Source organism: Pseudoalteromonas fenneropenaei, assembly GCF_042643375.1.
GTDB lineage: Bacteria > Pseudomonadota > Gammaproteobacteria > Enterobacterales > Alteromonadaceae > Pseudoalteromonas > Pseudoalteromonas fenneropenaei.
Genome location: NZ_JBHRSD010000011.1, coordinates 282819 through 303217, shown reverse-complemented (window position 1 = coordinate 303217; position 20399 = coordinate 282819). Strand labels below are relative to the sequence as shown.

General features: G+C 46.6%; 20 protein-coding genes. 17 read left to right on the top strand and 3 right to left on the bottom strand.

Going from position 1 to position 20399, the window contains the following annotated elements; all coding sequences use genetic code 11:
* Window positions 1–82: 82 nt before the first annotated feature.
* Window positions 83–985 (bottom strand): NAD(P)/FAD-dependent oxidoreductase, encoded by a 903-nt coding sequence (locus tag ACFOEE_RS07170; RefSeq protein ID WP_377122596.1) that lies wholly within the window; start codon window positions 983–985, stop codon window positions 83–85.
* Between the two features lie 129 nt (window positions 986–1114).
* Between ACFOEE_RS07170 and ACFOEE_RS07165 the strand changes: the two genes are divergently transcribed.
* From ACFOEE_RS07165 to ACFOEE_RS07140, 6 genes are all read left to right on the top strand, one after another.
* Window positions 1115–1528: an Rrf2 family transcriptional regulator gene (locus ACFOEE_RS07165; RefSeq protein WP_377122593.1), complete on the top strand. Its 414-nt coding sequence runs from the start codon at window positions 1115–1117 to the stop codon at window positions 1526–1528.
* Window positions 1529–1564: 36 nt separating this feature from the next.
* Window positions 1565–2173: an HAD family hydrolase gene (locus tag ACFOEE_RS07160; protein WP_377122590.1), complete on the top strand. Its 609-nt coding sequence runs from the start codon at window positions 1565–1567 to the stop codon at window positions 2171–2173.
* Window positions 2174–2358: 185 nt separating this feature from the next.
* Entirely contained in the window at window positions 2359–2730 is a 372-nt protein-coding gene (locus ACFOEE_RS07155) for a BlaI/MecI/CopY family transcriptional regulator (RefSeq protein ID WP_377122587.1), read from the top strand.
* Entirely contained in the window at window positions 2723–4111 is a 1389-nt protein-coding gene (locus ACFOEE_RS07150; protein ID WP_377122584.1) for a peptidoglycan DD-metalloendopeptidase family protein, read from the top strand. Before ACFOEE_RS07155 ends, ACFOEE_RS07150 begins: the two co-directional genes overlap by 8 nt.
* Before the next feature lie 2 nt (window positions 4112–4113).
* The gene (locus ACFOEE_RS07145) at window positions 4114–5445 is read left to right on the top strand and encodes a M23 family metallopeptidase (protein ID WP_377122581.1); all 1332 of its coding nucleotides are present in this window, start codon (window positions 4114–4116) and stop codon (window positions 5443–5445) included.
* Window positions 5446–5488: 43 nt separating this feature from the next.
* Entirely contained in the window at window positions 5489–6082 is a 594-nt protein-coding gene (locus ACFOEE_RS07140; RefSeq protein WP_377122578.1) for a GNAT family N-acetyltransferase, read from the top strand.
* A gap of 83 nt (window positions 6083–6165) precedes the next feature.
* Here ACFOEE_RS07140 and ACFOEE_RS07135 read toward each other — a convergent pair whose 3' ends face one another.
* The gene (locus ACFOEE_RS07135) at window positions 6166–7176 is read right to left on the bottom strand and encodes a tetratricopeptide repeat protein (RefSeq protein ID WP_377122575.1); all 1011 of its coding nucleotides are present in this window, start codon (window positions 7174–7176) and stop codon (window positions 6166–6168) included.
* 217 nt (window positions 7177–7393) lie between these two features.
* Here ACFOEE_RS07135 and ACFOEE_RS07130 point away from each other — a divergent pair, with 217 nt between their 5' ends.
* The 5 genes from ACFOEE_RS07130 (at window position 7394) to ACFOEE_RS07110 (ending at window position 12517) form a co-directional block, all read left to right on the top strand.
* Window positions 7394–7903, top strand: coding sequence for a GNAT family N-acetyltransferase (locus ACFOEE_RS07130; protein ID WP_377122572.1), 510 nt, complete (start codon window positions 7394–7396; stop codon window positions 7901–7903).
* A gap of 9 nt (window positions 7904–7912) precedes the next feature.
* On the top strand, window positions 7913–8644 hold the full coding sequence (locus tag ACFOEE_RS07125) for an SDR family oxidoreductase (protein WP_377122569.1): 732 nt from the start codon (window positions 7913–7915) through the stop codon (window positions 8642–8644).
* 107 nt (window positions 8645–8751) lie between these two features.
* A complete protein-coding gene (locus ACFOEE_RS07120; protein ID WP_377122566.1) occupies window positions 8752–10275 on the top strand; it encodes a cytochrome-c peroxidase in 1524 nt (507 codons plus the stop codon).
* 34 nt (window positions 10276–10309) lie between these two features.
* Window positions 10310–11824 carry an ATP-binding protein gene (locus ACFOEE_RS07115; protein ID WP_377122937.1) on the top strand — a complete coding sequence of 505 codons (1515 nt, stop codon included), beginning with the start codon at window positions 10310–10312 and terminating at the stop codon, window positions 11822–11824.
* A 12-nt stretch (window positions 11825–11836) separates the two neighbouring features.
* Window positions 11837–12517 (top strand): response regulator, encoded by a 681-nt coding sequence (locus ACFOEE_RS07110; protein WP_377122563.1) that lies wholly within the window; start codon window positions 11837–11839, stop codon window positions 12515–12517.
* Window positions 12518–12533: 16 nt separating this feature from the next.
* Here ACFOEE_RS07110 and ACFOEE_RS07105 read toward each other — a convergent pair whose 3' ends face one another.
* A complete protein-coding gene (locus ACFOEE_RS07105) occupies window positions 12534–13016 on the bottom strand; it encodes a YbaK/EbsC family protein (RefSeq protein ID WP_377122560.1) in 483 nt (160 codons plus the stop codon).
* A 102-nt stretch (window positions 13017–13118) separates the two neighbouring features.
* Here ACFOEE_RS07105 and ACFOEE_RS07100 point away from each other — a divergent pair, with 102 nt between their 5' ends.
* The 6 genes from ACFOEE_RS07100 to ACFOEE_RS07075 all read left to right on the top strand — a co-directional run bounded on the left by ACFOEE_RS07100 (window position 13119) and on the right by ACFOEE_RS07075 (window position 20303).
* Window positions 13119–13475, top strand: a complete 357-nt coding sequence (locus ACFOEE_RS07100) for a DUF1428 domain-containing protein (RefSeq protein ID WP_377122557.1) — start codon at window positions 13119–13121, stop codon at window positions 13473–13475.
* A gap of 254 nt (window positions 13476–13729) precedes the next feature.
* Complete coding sequence (locus ACFOEE_RS07095; RefSeq protein WP_377122554.1) at window positions 13730–15031, top strand: DUF3644 domain-containing protein; 1302 nt, start codon at window positions 13730–13732, stop codon at window positions 15029–15031.
* Between the two features lie 277 nt (window positions 15032–15308).
* Window positions 15309–16349: a tetratricopeptide repeat protein gene (locus ACFOEE_RS07090; RefSeq protein ID WP_377122551.1), complete on the top strand. Its 1041-nt coding sequence runs from the start codon at window positions 15309–15311 to the stop codon at window positions 16347–16349.
* Between the two features lie 312 nt (window positions 16350–16661).
* Window positions 16662–18860, top strand: a complete 2199-nt coding sequence (locus ACFOEE_RS07085; protein WP_377122548.1) for a T6SS phospholipase effector Tle1-like catalytic domain-containing protein — start codon at window positions 16662–16664, stop codon at window positions 18858–18860.
* Window positions 18857–19483 carry a hypothetical protein gene (locus ACFOEE_RS07080; protein WP_377122545.1) on the top strand — a complete coding sequence of 209 codons (627 nt, stop codon included), beginning with the start codon at window positions 18857–18859 and terminating at the stop codon, window positions 19481–19483. The genes ACFOEE_RS07085 and ACFOEE_RS07080 overlap by 4 nt, the downstream gene beginning before the upstream one ends.
* Before the next feature lie 193 nt (window positions 19484–19676).
* Window positions 19677–20303 (top strand): hypothetical protein, encoded by a 627-nt coding sequence (locus ACFOEE_RS07075; protein WP_377122542.1) that lies wholly within the window; start codon window positions 19677–19679, stop codon window positions 20301–20303.
* Window positions 20304–20399 lie beyond the last annotated feature (96 nt).

Below are 20399 nucleotides of genomic sequence, written 5' to 3'. Positions count from 1 at the left end.
TTGAATTGTTTTGTCGCAACTTACGCACCGCAATATCAGCCAAGCAAAAAAGTTTCTACTTGGCTGGTGTTGAATGCCTAATTTAGCTCGTAAAGATCAAACTGCGGTGAGCTGCAACGCCAGCAATAGCACCAGAGGCAATAGCCAAGGTGGCGCTTTGCATGGGGTTGGATAAATCACCTGCGACAAACACCCCAGCTAACGAGCTTTCTTTTAGCGCATCAACCCGCACAATGTCGCCATGTGGCGTCGTTTCTAGTTCAAGCGCTAGCATCTCGATTAAAGGATGTGGTAAAACAATTTTGGGTGCAACAAACAAGCCTTGTAGCGGCAGCGAGCGGCCATCTTCCAATATCACGGCCGAGAGTTGCTGTGCATCACCCTTAAGCGCCACAATAGGTGAGGTTTCAATCCTTACACCCCGTTGCTCTAGGGCGTTGAGCTCGGTGTCTGAAGGGGTAAACTGACCTTGCGTAAACAAAGTCGTCGGTCCCCAATCCGGTAGCATCATTGCCTGATGGAGCGAAAACTCATTGCTTGCCAAGACTCCCAGTGCTTGATCTCTGAGTTCATAGCCATGGCAATAAGGGCAATGCGCGACGGATTTTCCCCAGTAGCGTTCAATGTCTGCAATGTCCGGCAGTTGATCTTGAATGCCCATGGCTAAGATCAGTTTTTTACAGCGGATGCTGACGCCTTGCTCGGTAAGTACAGCGAAACCATCACGCGTTTGCTCAACTCCTATGGCCGATGTTTGCTGCAGCGAAAAGGTCGGATATTGCCTTAGCTGTAAAAGTGCTTGTTCACGAATTTGTTGTGGGGTTTTGCCATCTAAACCAAATACTCCGTGCGAAGCCTCTGCAAAGCGATTGCGTGGGCGGTTTGCATCTATCACCACCACTTGGCGTTGTGCTCGGGCTAATTGTAAAGCAGCAGCAAAGCCGGCAAAACTACCACCAATAATTACGACATCTGCGTTCATCATTTACCTCGTTAAGTTAAGTAACTTTTGTTGTTACATTAATTTTATTGTTACATTAAAAGAATGCCGAGATCAATACATGTAACTTTAAAAGTTTCGTGATATGCTGCGTGAAACAATCACAGGTGAATTATGAGAAAAGACAGCCGCCTTTCGAGGGTGTTACACATTTTGGTGCATTTAGATGCGTTTGCGACCCAGCTTACCTCAGACACTATGGCTCAAATGCTTGGCACGAATCCCGTGGTGGTGCGCCGCACTATGGCCCTGTTGCGCGAGCGGGGCTATGTCACCTCAAGCAAAGGGCACGCAGGGGGCTGGGCACTGGCTAAACCGCTTAGCGAGATCACTTTGTTGGAGATCCATCAAGCCTTAGGGGACAGCTCAGTGTTTACCATTGGCCTTACCGACGAACACACCGAATGCCCAATCGAAATGGCCGTTAATGAGGCGCTGAAAGATGTGATGGCTGAAGCAGAGGCACTGATGCTAAAACGGTTTGGTGAGTTAACATTGGACAAATTGGCGTTTACAAAAACGCCCTAAATCATTTCAGTATTCGATTATCAAGGAACAATGACGATGGCAATAAAAAACGTGGTATTTGATGTAGGTAATGTGTTGGTGCGCTGGTCGCCGGAGGAAATTACCCGCTTAACGTTTGGTGAAGTCGACGAGCTGCAAGCACTGGCGAAAAGTCTGTTTCATGGCGAGATATGGCTTGATTTGAACAAAGGTCTGATGACCGAGCACGAGGCCAAGCAAAGGTATCAACAACAGCATGCTTTGAGCGATGCAATGGTTGAACGTTTATTCTTGAATATCAAACACACTCTAACCATGCTAGAAGGCTCGCAACGCTTGCTTGAACGACTCAAAGCCGCAGGTTATGGCGTCTATGCACTTACTGACAATGTGTTGGAAATTGTCGAGTATCTGAAAACAACTCACGATTTTTGGCCGTTGTTCGATGGTGCGATTGTTTCTGCCGAGGAAGGGGTATTAAAACCTATGCCCGAGATCTATCAAGCACTATTGCAACGCTTTGATTTACGTGGCGAAGAAACCGTATTTTTAGATGATATGCCACGTAATGTCGAAGGTGCGATTGCGCTAGGTATACATGCGATTCAGTTTGAAGATGCGGTGCAAGGGGAGCACAGCCTAAAGCAATTAGGCTTGCAGTTTTAGCTTTTAGCTACTTGTTTTATATCAATAAAAAGAGTGTTTTAAGCGTTTAAAAACAAGGCTTAAGGCGGCGTAAAGCCATGAGTGTAACTGCCAAATTAGCAAGGTTGACAATTTCTACTTGCACATCTGCGACATTTGTCGCACTATGTGAAAGTTGAATTAATTGCAATGGGTTAAGAATGGCAATGACAGAACCAGAACTGGCAATATTAAAATTATTGTGGCGCGCGCAACCGCAGTCTGCGCGGGATTTGCATGAAGCACTCACAGCACAATTTGCATGGGGCTATTCATCAACCCGTAAAACCCTTGAACGCATGTGTGAAAAAGGCTTACTGATAGCCACTGCGGACGGCAATAAAAATTACTATCGCACTGAACTTGATAAAGTGGCAACGTTAGCAAAAACCGCACAGACCTTTTTTAAACAAGTGTTGGAAATGGATGGGCCTTTGCCTGTCGCGCTATTCTCAGACAGTAAGTTACTCAGCGAAGCGGATCTGGCACAAATGGAAGCGTTAGTTGCAGAGCTTAGCAAGGAACCTCGTCGTGACTAACGGAGTTGTTGCGATTACCTGCTTTACGCTGTTTGGTTGCTTGCTATACGCCGTACTTTGCCTGCTGACACGTTGCAATGCTCGTTTGGGCACGCGAGGTTGTCAGTTGTTATTGCTTGTCAGTCTTACGACTTTTGCATTGCCATTTATTATGTTCGATACGCGGCATGAACTACCGCAATTACCCGAAGCTCATGCACTATCACTCAAACCGACCACAAATCTTGCCGATATCACTCCTGCGCAGCTTTCATACACTTTGCTAGATGCTTTGCCATGGTTATTAGCGCTGATTGCGGCGCTGAGGGTTATAAAATTACTGCGCGAAATGCGCCGTTTTGACGCGGCATTGGCTGAGGCACTGCGCTGGCACCCAACTTCGCGACAGAAGGAGGTTGAGGTAAACGTTTACGTCAGCGATAAAATTCCGAGCGCTTTAGTGTTTGGTGTGCTTAAGCCGAAAATTTACTTGCCCGCTTATATAACGCAGTTGTCTAGCGCGCAGCAGCAAATTTTGCTGTGCCACGAGCAAACGCATATTGCACACGGCGACTCGCGCTGGTTGATGGCCTTTGCCCTAGCTAAAAGCTGTTTTTGGTTTAATCCTTTATACGCCTTGCTATGGCGTGAATATCGCGAGGCGATGGAGCTGCGCTGCGATGCAAACACAGTTAAACAGTTGGCCGTAATGACAGGTAAATCAATGCGTGAGCAAGCCACTGAGTACGCGCAAACCTTGCTGCAGTGTTTCAAGTTTAACCAAAATAAGTCGTCTCCTTCATTACAAGCTTATGCTCATACCTGCGCTATAGCCGCGCAGCAAAGTGCAAGCATTCACGCGCGGCGCTTTCGCGCTATTTTGACACCTACATCGCCAAAACCCACGCGTCGGTTTGCCATGGCCGCAGGGTTTGCAGGGATGCTTGTTAGCGCAGCAGCAGTGAGTCAGCCAGTGACAGATTGGGCAATCTTGGCGCTATCGGCAAAGCACTGGCAAGCACCACTTGAGCGCTTGTCGCTTAGTTCAGGTTTTGCGACCACCTCACCTTTTCGCGAGGGCCGACGCCACAGTGGCGCTGATTTCGTCGCCCCAACAGGCACGCCTGTGTATGCAGTACGCTTTGGCAAAGTCCTAATAGCTGATGACAGCAGTTACCCTGCCAATTATGGCAAAGTTGTAGTTATTGAACATGGTGACGGCTACCGTTCATTGTACGCACATCTTGATGAGATTAATGTCAGCCCCGGAACCTACTTACAGGCTGGCCAAATACTGGGCACTGTGGGCGCTACAGGGCGCGTCACCGGGCCGCATTTACACCTTGAAGTCCACCACAATAACCTCAAGGTAGATCCTTTAACCATACTAACACGAAACTGATTATGGATAATTTACGCGTTTATTTTGGCAGCTTACAGCATGCCGAGCTGACTATTGCCTGTGTACTGGCGGTGAGCCTGTTTGGTTGTACGCCAACGGCTGAAAATACAGCTCTGATGGCACAAACACCCGCGCCGTGCAGTGTGCAGCATCAAACAACTGATGAGCCGCAACTTGATGATATGGCACCACAGTTGCCAGCTGCTGAAACAGTGCGACCGCTTACCAGCGAGCAATGGGTGCTTAAAAGCGGCCAAACCTTTAGTCACTTGTTGCAGCCATTAGCACTCAGTGAGCAAGAGCTACTTCGGCTGGCTGAGCTATTGTCACCGTATTTAGCACCGGAAAAAATGCCAGCTGGGCAAACTTTTACGGTTAAAAAGCAACAGCAAGTTATACAGTCTATCTGTACCGAGCTGAGCTTTAGCCAATATGGCTGTTTACAACCAAGCGAGCAGGGCTGGCAGCTTGAATTACAAGATTTCACGTTAACCAATGCGCAGACGGTGAAACAGTTTCGAATTGACGAAAGCCTATTTCGGGCGGCCAGCAAAGCAGATGTGCCATTGGCGGTATCTAACCAAGCTTTAATTGTACTGTCTCATTTTATTGATTTCCAACGCGATATTCGCGAAGGCGATGAAGTGACGGTAGTCTACGAAGAAACGCAGCGCAACGATGGCAGCCGCCAAAGTGGGCAGTTGCAAGCCATTACTTTTGCTGGAAAACAGCATCAATTACAGCTCTATTACTTTGATAAGCTGCAAGGGGGTGGCGCGTTTTACCACCAAGATGGTCGTTTAGCGCAAAGCTTTTTACTCAAAACACCTATCGAGGGCGCGCGTCTGTCTTCAAAATTTGGTAAGCGCCATCATCCGGTATTGGGTTATACCCGAGTGCATAAAGGGCTAGATTTTAGTGCGCCCGTTGGCACGCCGATTATGGCTGCAGGGGCTGGCAAAGTCGTACATGCAAGTAAAATGGGCAGTTTTGGCAATATGGTGAAATTGGAGCACGGTAACGGCTACACCACCTTGTACGCACACCTTAAAGGCTTTGCCAAAGGCATAAAAGTAGGCACGCAAGTTAAACAAGGGCAAGTGATTGGTTACTTGGGGAATACAGGGCTTAGTCAAGCGCGGCATTTGCATTATGAGATCCACCGCGATAATAAAGCCATTAACCCGCTGGACATGAAACGCCCAAGTCACATTAAATTGCCAGATACCCACATGGCACGGTTTGCAAAAGTGCGTAATGAGCTGAATAGCTTAAAAAAAGAAGTTAGAATCGCGGCACAGCAAAAATTACCCGAGGAATTGCAAGCAGAGTAGCTCTAGCGCAGCTGTTGCAATCCAAATCTTAGTAAGGACAACCATGTTTATAGAAGCAAAGCCACTACAAGGTCAGTATGTTAAGTTAGAATTATTAACCACAGCGCATATTGAGCCGTTAGCGGCGGCTGTGAGCGACGGCGAAAGTTGGCGTTTATGGTATGCCAGTGTGCCAACGCCTGCGAGCATGGCGCACTATGTCGAGCAGGCAATGGTTGCCGCACAGACTGGCAATATAGCGTATGCAGTACGCGATAACTGTAGCGGAGATATTGTTGGCACGACGCGTTTTTACGATGTCCAAGCCGCCCATAAGCGGGCGTGTATTGGCTACACCTGGTATGCCGATAGAGTGCGCCGCAGCGCTATTAATACTGAAAGCAAGCTTTTGCTACTTAACCATCTTTTCACCTCAAGTGGTGCCATCGCGGTTGAGTTTCGCACCCATTACTTCAACCATACGTCACGTCAAGCGATTGAACGTTTGGGCGCAAAACTCGACGGCATTTTACGTAGCCATCAAATTATGGGTGATGGCTCACTGCGTGATACGGCGGTTTATTCGATTGTCGCGGCAGAGTGGCCTGCGGTACGCAACAACCTACAAGCACGTTTGCACGCTTATACTCGGTCGTGACTTTGATGGCAGAAATGGGTGGGTTTTAACCGCAGAACTGCTGAGTAAGCTTGAGTTTAAAGCCAAGTCTAACACTCAGTGTATTAGGAAGGTTCACACCACTTTAGCGCAATGCTTGGTTGCTCAAATTGAGCCTGCTCGGATGTGATGTTCTCAATTGGTTGATAGATTTGCTGCCATGCACTGGTTAGCGCTGGCAGTGCTAAACGTTGGATATAATCTTGAATACTGGCGGCGATTTCCTCTTTGCTTAATGCTGGCATCGTTTTAACTAGCGCTGCTTGTGTTGCTGCGTCTGGTGCTACATTGGTTTCTAAATAGCGCACAATAACCTGCTGCCATTGAAAGTATTGGCTAAATAACGTGCCACCAGCCACCGCAATTTGGTTGGCTACTGATTCATGAAAACGCCCGTAATCGCGCCAATTATGGGCGAGGATCAAAGCGTTGAGCATATTCAAGCCCACTCTTGAGGCATTATGATGGTCATCCTCACGCACATGATAGTTAAACACGCTACGATAACCGTCGGCAGCGGCTTGATATTCGCCATTTTCAACCATTAGATTGGCTAAATTATTGCCTATGCTCGCTTCAACGTCCGGCGTGGCGGCTTTACTTTTGGCTTTTAATAACACTTGCTTAGCTTCGTTAAATTTACCTTGGGTGCGGTACAGCACCGCAAGATTATTGGCAATGCGAAGCTGCTGCTGGGCATCCATAACATAACGCTCGGCGCATTGGTAGGTTTGCTCGGCGAGAGTGTATTGGCCTTGCCTGCGGTAGAAAATGCCAAAGTTGCTAATGAAAATCGCGAGTTCAGGTTTAACCACACTAAACCATTCAGGTTGTTGTAAAATAACCGCAATTTGGCTTAGCGTAACGTAGTCATTATTGATAATCGCCGCTTGCATGCCCAAACGGTGAAGCTCCAATACCCCTTGTGATGCGCTGTGTGGCAAGTCTGTGGCTATCGCCTGATATGTTTGTAAAGCTGCGGCTGGGTTTTGTTGCATCTGTTGCTTTAAGTCGTTCATTGTTTTGTAAAGTGCATCTGGGCTTAGAGATAGCGCCATAAGCAACGGGATCCACATAGTTATTACTCATTTAATGCCAACCCGCTAAGCATGGCACGTAGATACCTCAGTTGCAAAACTAAGTCGGCTCTCAGTACACAAGGACAATAAGGGGTTTTGGGGATATAGCCGCGAATTCAGCTCAATTTACTTGCAATTGGTTCACTAATTCACCTTGAAAAACTAAGGTACAAACCGTATTGTCTAGAAAATAACGACAAAAATAGACAATACCATGAAACTGGTCGCCCCAAGCGTTGAGCTTGAACACGCCTATCACGCGTTCCTCGCTGACTTTATTGCACATGATCCAGAAAATGCAGGATTTTATGAGCCTCAGCAACCCTTTGCTGCTCATGTTGCAAAGCTTTTTGCAGAACAAAATCTGCCGTTAAACGACAGCACAGTGCCGTGCCATCACTTTTGGTTTTGTGACGAATTTATGCAAATCATTGGTGCGCTGCGAGTGCGTCATCATATCGATTCAGCCTATTTGAGTTTGGAAGTCGGTCATATTGGTTATGATGTCGCACCCAGCTGGCGCGGCAGAGGAGTGGGTAAACAACTCTTGGCGCAAGGCCTTGCTGCGGCAAAAACACTCGGGCTTGAGCAAGTGTTAATCATTGCAGATGAAGATAATCTTGCCTCGCGTAAAGTCATTGAAGCCAATGGTGGGCAGTTGGCGGATATTGTTTTAGGGCAACAGCAGCCTAGTTTATTGGCGCGTTATTGGTGCCAATTGTAAGGAGAGTCAATGCACAAAGTCGTTCTTATTACGGGGGCCGCGCGGGGGATAGGTGCAGCGACCGCGCAGCGATTAGCAGCGCAAGGTTATGCAGTCGCAATCAATTATCGCTCTCAAACGGCGCGAGCGCTTGCCTTGTGTGAAGAGATAACTGCCAGCGGCGGTGTGGCACTGCCATTTAAAGCCGACATTAGCGTTGAGGCCGAAGTACAAGCCTTATTTGAAGCGGTAACGGCACAATTAGGTACAGTAACGCATTTGGTTAATAACGCGGGAATTCTCGCCACTCAATGTCAATTTGCTGAGCTTGATTTGGTACGCTGGGAGCGGATTTTTGCCACCAATGTCACGGGCACCTTTCTTTGCTGCCGCGAAGCCATCAAAACCATGCCAGCGGGTGGCGCCATTGTGAATGTCTCGTCGGCTGCATCCTATACTGGCGCACCATTTGAATATGTGGATTATGCAGCATCAAAAGGGGCGGTTGATAGTTTAACTAAAGGGCTCGCGATGGAGCTTGCAGCACGGCAGATTCGCGTTAATGCAGTGCGCCCCGGTTGTATTGAGACCGAGATCCACGCTGATGGTGGTGAGCCAAATCGGGTAGCCCGAGTAGGCCAGTTATTACCGCTGCAACGTGGTGGCACCGCGGCTGAAGTAGCAGCTGCCATTACTTGGTTACTGAGCGACGAGGCCAGTTATGTGACTGGTAACTTTATTGATTTAGCAGGGGGCCGTTAACAAGGCCGCAAATTTGCACAGACTCCTCAATTTGTGCAATTTGCTTACATATTTTTTGCACATTTTGCCGTCATTGTAAGATTAAGCCAATCTCGCGGGAGCGCGCAATGACAACATTAAATTCTAAAACTCTACCTGCCGCCATAGTGCTGGCATCGCTTTCACTCACGGCACATGCTGCATTTCCACCACGACCAGTGCCACCACCGCCACCACAACCCGCACCTGAGCTAAATACGCTGGATGCATCACTGGCTAATATTATTGCCGCGCAGGGGTTAACTGGAGTAGTGGCCGCTGCGCAAACCGCACCGAAAATCACTGAGCCATTGGCTCAATTAGGCATGAAGTTGTTTTTCAGTAAGGCTTTGGGTGGAGAGAAGTCTGTGGCATGCGCCAGTTGCCATCACCCTGCATTAGGTGGCGCAGATGGGCTTTCCCTCCCTGTTGGGGTGAATGCCATTGACGCCAATGTTATTGGTCCAGGGCGCCGCGCGGTGCAAAACGAGGTGGATATTCCACGTAACTCACCCACGGTATTTAATGCCGGTCTAGCTGAGCGCGCGCTATTTTGGGATGGCCGAGTAGAGCGCATCACCCGTACCGCAGCCAATGGTGAAACGGTAACCGGAGTCAGCACACCAGATTCAGGCATTGGCCGAATTGATCCCGCAGTACCAAACGATTTGCTTGATGCTTTAGCCCGTTTCCCTGTGACATCGACAGAGGAAATGCGCGGCACGGGTTTTACCACCGCAACCAATAATCAGCAGATCCGCACGCATATCGCAGAGCGCATAGGCGACTACGGTGCGCTGCAAGGAGATTTAGACACCAATGATTGGTTAGCCGAGTTTCGCGCCGCGTATAATTCGGCCGAGCCCGCTGAAACCCTGATTACCTTTGATAGTATCGCCATGGCGTTAGGCGAATATCAACATGCCATGACCTTTGTGGATACCAACTGGCACCGCTATGTACGTGGCGACAAACAAGCATTAAGCGATGCGCAAAAACGCGGTGCAATAAGCTTCTTTACCCCAGTAAACCAAGGCGGAGCCGGTTGTGTGGCCTGTCATAGTGGTGAGCGTTTTACCAACGAAGGCTTTTTTAATTTGGCATTTCCCCAAATGGGCATTGGTAAAGGGGAAAACCATGAGGATTTAGGCCGTGGTCATTTAACCCCACAGCCTCGTGATCAATTCGCCTTTAAAGTGCCAAGCCTCATCAATGTGGCAGTGACGGCACCTTACGGTCATGCTGGGGTATATCAAAATCTCGATGAAGTGGTGCGCCACTATGTAAACCCGCCAGCAGCAGTTGATGCGTTTTTTGCTAGAGGCGGAGCGTGTAGCCTGCGCCAATTTAACCGCAGCGCGACGTGTGACAGCCTTAATACCAACTCAATGGAAAACAGCGAGCAAGCGCTCCAGCTATTAGGCCAATCACCATTTCAGCCAGCGCGGTTAAATCGCGAGCAACAACAAGATTTGGTCGCTTTTTTACAAGCATTGACCGACAATTGTGTGATGCAAACAGCGTGTTTACGTCAATTTATCCCAGCAAATACCGACAGCGATCCGGATAATTTGCGCTTAAACGCGGTAAACCGAATTGGAAATCCACTCTAATATGCCAGGCTCGATACGCACGAAATTACTAGTGATGATTTTGGTTGCAAATACCTTAGTGGTATTGGCTATCTTTATTGCCAACCAACTCGCATTTCAGCGCAGTTTTAGTCAATACGTGCAAAGTACCACAAGAGCCGATTTAGTCCCCGTTATTGAAGTCTTTGTGAAACAGCTTAAAGAGTCGGTCAATTGGAACTGGATCCGCCCCGGCACCAAAGACTTTGAGAACATAGTTAACATTTATCAACTTGGTGAAAAGCATCCGACGAAGCCGTTGGAACGTGAGCGGCCAAGGCGTCTTAACGAACAAGGACAACTTGCTGAGCAACGACCACGAGACGGGCGCCGGCCACCGCCGCCACCAGAAGACCAACCACTGCGACCTCGCGCCGCAGGCCTTGCGCCCCCGAATGATGGCGGCGATCGTAGACGTGGGACGTCAAGGTTAATGTTTAAGACGGTGCAAGGCGACCTCATCTTAGGCACGCCTAGAATGGCAACATCGGCGTTATGGATCCCCCTACACGAAGGCGATGACAACCCAGAGACCCAAGGGCAGGGGGCAATTCTAGGATACCTAGGAATAGAAAACGGCTCGCGCCTTAACGCTAAATTTGACGAGATGTTTGCCAAAGAGCAGCAGCGCCAATTTACTTACATCACTGCCATTGTGCTGGTGATAAGCTTTCTGCTGGCCATTCCAAGCAGTAAATACCTAGTTAAACCGATTTTGGCGATTCGCCGTAATGCCAAACAGCTCGCCAGTGGTAACTACGACGTCAAACTTAAGCCCAAAGGCAATGATGAAATTGGCCAATTAGCTAAAGATATCAACCGATTGGCAGATACTTTAGCGGACAATCGCAAAGCCCAGCGGCAGTGGATAGCCGATATCTCCCATGAGCTGCGCACCCCGATTGCAGTCATTCGTGCCGAGCTAGAAGGCATGATGGACGGCGTGATTGACCTTGATGTGCAAGCCATCGACTCATTACACGATGAAATGTGCCGTTTAACCCGCTTGGTTGATGACCTCCATCAGCTAACGCTTGCCGACCGTGGCGCATTGACGTACAGCATGGCGCCGATTTCCCTCACTGAAGTAGTGCGTAAAGTGTTAGATAAACATGCGGCAATGCTAGAGCAGCGCCATTTTCAGGTATTGCTACAAGCGCCCAGCGCAGGGCAAATTTATGGCGACGCTCAGCGCTTAACACAACTGTTTGATAACTTAATGCAAAATACCTTGCGTTATACCGACTCAAGTCCGGAGCAAGCAGGGCATATTGTCATTCAAATTAGTGAGCAAAATGATGAGGTGATTTTGCTTTGGCAAGACAGCGCCCCTGGGGTGGATGAGCAAAAATTACCAAAATTGTTTGAACGCCTCTATCGCGTTGACCAAGCGCGCAGCCGTGCCCACGGCGGTTCTGGGCTAGGTTTGGCAATTTGTACTAGCATTGTTTTAGCGCATCAAGGTAGCATTGACGCCTTAGCAAGTGAGCTGGGGGGATTAGCGGTAAAAATCAGCCTAGCCAAGGAATAACAGGAAAATACCGTGGCAGAACGCATTTTAGTGGTTGAGGACGAAGTTAAGCTGGCCGATATTCTCGGCAAATATTTGCAGCAATCCGGCTATGAAGTCAAAACCATCTATGATGGGGGCGAAGCATTAGCCGCTATTAGTGACTTTTCACCCGCTTTGGTGGTGTTAGATTTAATGCTGCCGAACCTTAATGGCATCAGCATTTGTAAGCAAGTACGGCAAACGTCCATGCTACCGATTGTGATGACAACTGCCAAAGTCGAGGAAGTAGACCGTTTACTGGGCTTAGAGCTTGGCGCTGACGACTATATTTGCAAACCTTACAGCCCAAGAGAAGTGGTGGCGCGGGTTAAAGCCATTTTACGCCGGGTTAGCGTTATGCAAAGCCCACAAACGTTGGCAAGCCAAAGCCTTACGCTTGAGGAAGAAACCCTTTTTGCTGGCTTTCATGGTCAGCGTGTGAGCCTAACCCATGTTGAGTTCCAACTGCTGTATAAACTCTGGCGCAGCCCCGGACGCATTTATAATCGCGAGCAATTAATGGATAGCATCTACGATGACGACCGTATTGTCAGCGACCGCACCATCGACAGCCATATTAAAAAAGTGCGCAAAAAATTGGCTGAAATCGCCCCTGAGAGCGAGTTTATCCATTCTATTTATGGCGTTGGTTATAAGTTTGAGCACGTTTAACTGAGCGCTATGTGCGCTACTTAGCTAAGTCTAACCATTGCCCTTGGGTTATTTTTGCTAAGTCTTGCGCGGTTAAGGCAAACACCGCGTTAGGTGTGCCTGCCGCCGCCCAAATCACCGTAAATGCCTGTAAGCTTGGGTCGAGAAACGTCCTAAGCTTAGAGGTATGCGCCACCGGCGGCACCCCGCCAATGGCGTAACCGACTTTATTGCGTACAAACGCGGCATCCGCCTTGCCTAATTGCAACCCAGTTTGTGCTGCTACTTTGGCTAAATCGACCTGATTTGCCCCCGAGGCAATAATAAGTACCGCTTCGTCAGAAACCAGATCCCGAAAAATCAGCGACTTGGCAATTTGCGCCACCTCACAGCCAAGGGTATCGGCGGCTTCTTGCGCCGAGCGAGTAGAGGCAGGCAGTTCTTGCACCTGAAACGGCGTGTCAAACTGTGCCAAATGAGCTTGTACTTTGGCGCTGGAGGCTTTTAACGGTTCGCTCATTGCAATGTCCTTAACGATGAAATTATCTTCTATCCTACATGGATTGGACAAAATTCAGCAAGTAACTCATCTTTAAAGGCAAATAACCAAGAGGAGAACACCATGTCGTATGTCGATGGTTACGTATTAGCGGTAAAAACCGCCAAAAAAGAAGACTACCGCCAAATGGCCGAAGCCGTTGCCGTGATTTTTAAAGAAAACGGCGCCCTTGCAGTGGTGGAAACATGGGGTGAAGACGTACCCGAAGGCAAACTCACCTCATTCCCCATGGCGGTAAAATGCGAAGCAGATGAAACCGTGGTGTTTTCTTGGGTGGTCTGGCCAACAAAGCAAGTCCGTGACGATGGCATGAAAGCCTCCATGGCCGACCCCCGTATCGCCAACTGGGATATCAGCACTATGCCATTCGACGGCAAGCGGATGATCTTTGGCGGTTTTGAGACATTGGTAGAGGTTTAGTTTGAAACTTAGCAATAATCGCAAACGGTGAGTGATGCGTTGGTTTTAATTTTTGGTTGAGAGCGAAGAGCAGATGCTAGAATTGGTCATTTTTGTCCCAATGTAAGGTCACAATCTGAATGTAAAGCACTGTAATAGCAATTAGTTAGGATAAATGGTAACAATATACTATGTATGAAAACGAAGCGACTTAGGGGCAAAAAACGACTAAGTCGCTCGTTAATTAATATTTTTAGTGTCCACAAGGAGTTTTCGTGCAAGTCAGCAAATCACTATCTGCTTTACATGAGTTTTTAAAGAAAAAAGAAAGTTCTGGTCAAAATTTCGACTTAGAGCAAATTTTAAACGCAACAGGATGGAAAATTGCGACTTTCAAGACTTATTGGAATAAAGGCCAACTTGCTGATTTTATAAGTGAAGTTGCAAAGAATGTTTATGAAGCATCAAATTGTACAGAGATTTCAGAAGTTGAGTTTGCAAAATTATTATCTCAAAGCAAGCATCGGCGAGGCTTGGGGCACAATTGTAAATCAAAATTAGCAAAGGCACTTTTAGGTAAATCCAAAGATAATATGCTTCTAGCTCTCGAATTATATAATCGGCCTTCGTTAGAAAATAGAATGGATGCTTTTGTAATGTGCTTCTGTACGGCATGGGAGCAATTTTTAAAAGCTGTTCTCATTGAAAGAGATGGTGAAACAAGCATTTTCCGTAAATCAAGCAAGAAAGGATTGAAAGAAACAATTTCGTTACGTGAAGCTCTTGAAAAACTATACCCTCAACAATCAAATGTGCGTAAAAATATAGAACAAATTGCATTTTTACGTGATCAAGCTGTGCATCTTTTGATGCCAGAAATTCAAGGCATTATGTCGAGAGTCTTCCAGTCAGGAGTTCTAAATTTCACTTCGAAATTTGAAGAGTTTACTGAAATATCATTTTTAAATAGTAGCCATGCTGGAATGATATCACTTGTCGGAGAGTTTAAATCGCCACCAGTTTCGATTATGAAATCAACTTATGGTGATATAGCCAATGATATTCTTGATTTGGCATCATCAGTTAAGCAAGATGTAGAAACTAGTGATAATATCGAATTTGCAATACCACTAAACGTAAAACTTGTTTTTGCTACTGATACTGAAGATGGAACAACTATTACTATTGCTAGAGCTGATGAAGGTATGGAAGGCCTCAAAAAGGCATTAGTCATTGAAAAGCCAGTTGATAGGTCTAAATCACATCCTTTGTTACGAAAAGATGCTATCAATGAAATTAACGGTAAATTGCACGATCGTTATGAACTAGCTAAGTTAGCTAAACACCTTGTTAAAGTGTGTGGAAATTCTGGCAAGCCAATTATAAACCCTAATTGTTTTGATGCCGTTGTAACGAAAAATAAATGGAAGCTTTCCGATAATCAGTACCATTATAAAAATAAAAACCCAGAAATTCATTATTATTCAAACGGTTTAGTCGAGGAATTCGTGAAGAAAGTTATGGAGCATGAGGATTACCTTAAAACAACTAAACAATGGCACAATAGCAAAAAGTGAATATTAACTTATCAATGTGGTCAGAGTAATTGATTTTTATGGTTTTTACTTCTAAACCATTTTTACCTAGTTACTCAACCCCACAAGATTGCGAAACCCCACCACTTATTTGCAGTGTATTTGGCGTTTATTGCATAACTCGGAGCTACCTTTACCGCTTAAGATGACCTAAAGCGGGTTCTCGACTACTATGAAAAGTAGACCGTTGCAGCTTAGGCCTTAAGCTGCCGCCGAGAATTGTTTAAAGAGACCGTATTTGCCGCGTATGGATAAAATAGTGAGCTTTATCTTTGTTGTGACTTTTGCACTTTTTGCGGTTTTAGTGCGAGCCACGCCAGCACCTGATACGGCTCGCTCTGCCAGCGATATGCTGCGTGAGGCGGAGGACTACATTAACGTTGAGCCATCACGTTCTTTTGACTTACTCCATCAAGCGGTTGATTTATCTACCCTGCAAAGCTCGCAGCAGATCCGCTGGTATTTAGCGCGGATGCGCGCTGCGGTTGCGACCAACAAACTTAGTGAAGTCGATAAAGACATTGTGCGGCTTTTTACGTTTAAAGCGGAAGAGTATTTTTTGCAAAACGCTGGTGAAGCGTTTCGTATAACCGGGGTAATTTTACGTAAGTTAGGCTATTGGCAACAGGCGCAGCAAAGCTTTGCGTGTGCACTACAGTTTACCACTACGCCCAATGAGCGGATGGGGCTTTTGATTAATAAAGCTATTTTAGAGCGCCATTTAGATAACGACGCTCAAGCTCGCAGGCATTATCAAGAGGCCGAAAAGATAGCCGAGGAGCTCAAAATTGAACGGGCAATTGCGGTTATCAACAATAATTTAGGCACTTTGGAATTAGACCAAGGCCATATTGAACAAGCAGAAGCCTATTATCGCAAAGCGTTGGTGGGCTTCCAATTTAGCGCTAAGCGCACTGGCAATATTACTGCTGGAACCAATTTACTGCTGATTTTTGTGATAAAAAACGAGGTGCTTAACTTTCAGCGCTTGTTCGACCCAATTAATACCTATGTTGAAAACTTCCCAGACGAATCTAAAAAAGCCTTGATGCAATGGTTGATTGCAGCCGACCAAGTCAACCGTGGCGAGGCGCTGGATGACGCCAGCAAACAACAGCTGCAACAAGCTTTTACTCGGCTTGAGAGCGTAAAACTGCAAGGTTTAATACAAACTTATCTTGCCCCAAAGCTTGGCCTGAGTGTGACACCCGCAAAAAAACCACCCGAACGTAATCTACCTGAGTTGCCTTGGTTTGCAAATCTTGCCGATTGTTTTAAAGTTGCAGAACAATTTAAATAAATCAGCTAGTTACCAATTAATTTACGGCAGTAAAAGTGTGTTTTTACAAAAATGTTTCAATTTTTAGCCAACTTCTTTAAACTAAAACCCGTTTGGAGGTTGGCAATGGTTTGCAAGGCTGTGTCGCAATTGCCAAATAAGGATAACTATAAATAGCCTGAAAAGCTTAGGCGCATTAGAAATCACGAGCAGTGGCTCGAATCTATCCAAACCATTTGAAGTTGGAGGTGGGTGGCAAGTGAGCGAACTTAGCCAACACCGCCGAGCTTTAAGTTGGCAGGGTAGGTACTCAGTTTAAAGGAATTAAACGTCATGCTTGCAACTTCACCGGGCGCTTTTACGCCTATTGACGACTTTGCGTTACCACAAAATAAGCCGCAAAGTACGCAGCCCAGTAAAAAACAACTGCTGCAAAGCCAGCCCAATACTGCCGCACATTGGTCACGTATTCCTGCGGCGGTTAAATCTCGTTATTCGGCCTCTGAGTGGGTGATTATCGCGCGCGAAGACGCCGAATTGTTTCGCTACGACACCCGCAGCCAAATTTGGTATCGCCAAAAAGGCCAATGGGTGCGCGGTAGTTTTAAACACTATCAACAGCATAAAGAGTCGTTGCTGTTTGTACCTAGGGTGTCGCTCACCACCAATAAAGTCTCTACCTTGAGTGGTGAATTAGCGCCAGCCACGGGGCGACTGAGTGCGCAAATGCGCGCCGCTCGGCCCATAGATTACAGTGCGCCACCTGCGTTACCGAAAGTGAGCTTAGATGAGTTTGGCAAAGATGATACTGTGGTGCTAGAAGATAACGCCTTTACCTATCGGCGTTATCAAAACCATGAAGTACAAAGCGGCGAAACCCCGCAAAGCATTGCACTAAAATATACCGGCTTTAGTGACGCCAGCAGCATTAAACGCAGCGACAACCGCTGGATAACATCGGACAACCCGTTGCAAGTGGGGGAAACAGTGCAAGTCCCCGCTGGGTTTGATGTGATTATCAAAGGGGCTGCAAGCAATAGCGAAGAAGTTACCCTCAACTGGCAAGGGCCAGAGTCCGGCACAAAGTTTTTATCCATTGCGAAAGCGCCGGTCGACTTTAATCGTCATTGGCAAACTCAGCTGTCATTACCCGCAGGGCAATATCAACTAACCGCCAGCGCAGGGAGTGCCACTGCCACTCAAACTCTGATTGTTAAGTCGTTACATACCTTACAAATCGGTTTGTTTTTCGACGGCACTGGCAATAATTATTTTGTGGATAAACAATCCCCCGATGATGATTTTGAACCCACCAATATCGCTAAGCTGTATGAGTTGTATCCTGAGTCCATAAATAACAATATTCGTCGAGCTTATATCAAAGGGATAGGCACGCGAGATACTAAGTTACAGCTCGACAATGGCGACCTGTTAACGGACGCAGATTACAGCAAATTAGAAATGGCTTTTGGTATTGGTATTGAAGATAAAATCCATATTGCTTTTGACTGGTGCAATAGATTTATTAAAGACATAGAGACAAAGCTTGGCAATCCTTTTGAACAGTGGAAGGTAGCGCTGGATATTTATGGTTTTAGCCGTGGTGCAGCAACGGCACGCGCTTTTGTTAACCGTTTACATAGGCTGAGGCAAGGCAAAGGGAATGATGCCGCAAAATACCCCAATGTTGGCCACACTGCGGCCAGAATGGAGGTGCGCTTTTTAGGCTTGTTTGATACCGTAGCCTCAATTGGCCTTAAGAATCAATTGAATGGCGGGCATAATCTTCATTTACACGCCAAAGCCAGTAAATTTGTTTATCACTTAACTGCCTTGCATGAGTTTCGTTACCACTTTCCCCTTACTAGCATTTTGCATAACCCAAAGGACAGTAGCAGTACCCCAGCGCCACATTTTCATGAGCGCTATTTGGTCGGTGCCCATTCCGATATTGGCGGTGGCTATGGCCCTAACACCATCAAACGTGAAATCCATCTCGCTACCAAACGAGTTAGTTGGCAACATAATGACGAGCGAAGTACGCAACGGGCCCAAGATAAAATTGCAAGCTGGTTTGAAGTGGTTAAAACCAAATATCAAGCCTATGGTGGCGAGCTTATCTTAAAAAAAGGACGAGAGCGCCAACAAACCTCAGGAGCCAATCACGACCGAGCGGTGGTTTACCGCGTTATTTGGCAACGTTATGTGGAAAATAGCTTAGCCCATATCGCACTACATAAAATGTACGAAATGGCATTACAACGTAAAGTGCCATTTAAGCCATTAGTCACATTACGTGATCTTGAACTGAAGTACCTTATCCCCGCTGAGTTACAAGGTTTGGCAAAAGGCGCGGCTAGCCAACAGGAATTACATACTATTTTTGTGCGCTATGTACATCACTCCCATCAATTTGTGGAACCGAATGGCGGGTTAATCAACGCTAACACCCCTCAAAAGTCGATTTTAAAGCCTTTCCAAGGTGAGCGGGATAAATACCCCAATCAAAGTAATAAAGGAGATGCCAGTTGAATACCCTATACAAGATTAGCCTGATTATTTTATCCCTGACTTTACTCACCGCCTGTGCACGCAAAGTGAACTATCAGTTTGGCTATAGCGGGGAAGATGATGAACGTTATACCTTAGTTAAAGCCCAATTCGATAATACCGGCACACCAGGTGGGTCTCTCGCATGTTGTATCGGTGATGGCGGCAGCGGTGCCTCTATGTTCCCTGACCGTTACCCCAAAACCGGCTATTTTGAATGGTTTGATACCAAAGAAGGACATTATTATCGCGCTGCACTGACTTACCCTAAAAACTTGCAAGCCATCGCTGAGGGTTTATCAGATGTGGTGTATTCTTCAAATAAACCCTCATCCGCGTTTTTAATCCTCATTACCAGTTTTACCAATGATAAACAGGTGATTAGTTTTATGGCAAACGACCCATTTGGTCGTGACCATATTCAGCGTGAAATCGTTGAAGTCGCCCGCGCTCAAGGAGAACGCTTTATCCCTGAATTTGCTGTAGCAAACTGTACTTATGGTGAAAGAAGTGAGGCATTACATCGCTTTTGTAATAACGTCCCAGAAGAAATCGCAGCGTATCGCGCTAAGTTAAAAGCCGAAGGTAAAACAAACCCGCAATAACCACTCCGTGCGATAAAAAAGGTATTGCGCGATATAAAATCGCGCCCACAATAATTTTTTTACACCCCGCTGCTTTTAAATTGAAAAACTTACCTGTGATTTGAATCTTTCACAGTAGGCAGAAAACCGATACTAAAACTTTTTCAGGGAGTCGGGATAAATATCCCAATCAAAGTAATAAAGGAGATGTCAGTTGAACACCCGATACAAAATAAGCCTGATTATTTTATCCCTGACTTTACTCACCGCATGTGCACGTAAAGTGAACTATCAGTTTGGCTATAGCGCGGAAGAAAGTCGCCGTTACACTTTGGTTAAGGCGCAATTCGATAATACCGGCACACCGGGAGGTTCTCTAGGTTGTTGCATCGGAGATGGCGGCAGCGGTGCTTCTATGTTCCCTGACCGTTACCCCAAGACGGGCTATTTTGAATGGTTTGATACCAAAGAGGGGCATTATTATCGCGCTGCGCTGACTTACCCTAAAAACTTGCAAGCCATAGCAGAAAGGTTGCCTGATGAATATTTCGTTTCAAATAAACCGTCATCCGCGTTTTTAATCCTTATAACCAGTTTTACCAATGATAAACAGGTGATCAGCTTTATGGCGAATGCGGCCTTTGGAGATGACCATATTCGGCGTGAAATCGTTGAAGTGGCCCGAGCTCAAGGAGAACGCTTTATCCCTGAGTTTGCTGTAGCAAACTGTACTTATGGTGAAAGAAGTGAGGCATTACATCGCTTTTGTAATAACGTCCCAGAAGAAATCGCAGCGTATCGCGCTAAGTTGAAAGCCGAAGGTAAAGCAAACCCGCAATAACCTTGCTACGCGAGAAACAAGCATTGCGCGATATAAAATCGCGCCCACAATAATTTTCCTTTTTACGCTGTGGGCGGGGTTTTACACCCGGCTGGG

What these genes read in the sequence shown, in the direction of transcription:
- ACFOEE_RS07170 (WP_377122596.1), bottom strand. Translation starts at nt 985, where the DNA reads ATGATGAACGCAGATGTCGTAATTATTGGTGGTAGTTTTGCCGGCTTT.
- ACFOEE_RS07165 (WP_377122593.1), top strand. Translation starts at nt 1,115, where the DNA reads ATGAGAAAAGACAGCCGCCTTTCGAGGGTGTTACACATTTTGGTGCAT.
- ACFOEE_RS07160 (WP_377122590.1), top strand. Translation starts at nt 1,565, where the DNA reads ATGGCAATAAAAAACGTGGTATTTGATGTAGGTAATGTGTTGGTGCGC.
- ACFOEE_RS07155 (WP_377122587.1), top strand. Translation starts at nt 2,359, where the DNA reads ATGACAGAACCAGAACTGGCAATATTAAAATTATTGTGGCGCGCGCAA.
- ACFOEE_RS07145 (WP_377122581.1), top strand. Translation starts at nt 4,114, where the DNA reads ATGGATAATTTACGCGTTTATTTTGGCAGCTTACAGCATGCCGAGCTG.
- ACFOEE_RS07140 (WP_377122578.1), top strand. Translation starts at nt 5,489, where the DNA reads ATGTTTATAGAAGCAAAGCCACTACAAGGTCAGTATGTTAAGTTAGAA.
- ACFOEE_RS07135 (WP_377122575.1), bottom strand. Translation starts at nt 7,176, where the DNA reads ATGTGGATCCCGTTGCTTATGGCGCTATCTCTAAGCCCAGATGCACTT.
- ACFOEE_RS07130 (WP_377122572.1), top strand. Translation starts at nt 7,394, where the DNA reads ATGAAACTGGTCGCCCCAAGCGTTGAGCTTGAACACGCCTATCACGCG.
- ACFOEE_RS07125 (WP_377122569.1), top strand. Translation starts at nt 7,913, where the DNA reads ATGCACAAAGTCGTTCTTATTACGGGGGCCGCGCGGGGGATAGGTGCA.
- ACFOEE_RS07120 (WP_377122566.1), top strand. Translation starts at nt 8,752, where the DNA reads ATGACAACATTAAATTCTAAAACTCTACCTGCCGCCATAGTGCTGGCA.
- ACFOEE_RS07115 (WP_377122937.1), top strand. Translation starts at nt 10,310, where the DNA reads ATGATTTTGGTTGCAAATACCTTAGTGGTATTGGCTATCTTTATTGCC.
- ACFOEE_RS07105 (WP_377122560.1), bottom strand. Translation starts at nt 13,016, where the DNA reads ATGAGCGAACCGTTAAAAGCCTCCAGCGCCAAAGTACAAGCTCATTTG.
- ACFOEE_RS07100 (WP_377122557.1), top strand. Translation starts at nt 13,119, where the DNA reads ATGTCGTATGTCGATGGTTACGTATTAGCGGTAAAAACCGCCAAAAAA.
- ACFOEE_RS07085 (WP_377122548.1), top strand. Translation starts at nt 16,662, where the DNA reads ATGCTTGCAACTTCACCGGGCGCTTTTACGCCTATTGACGACTTTGCG.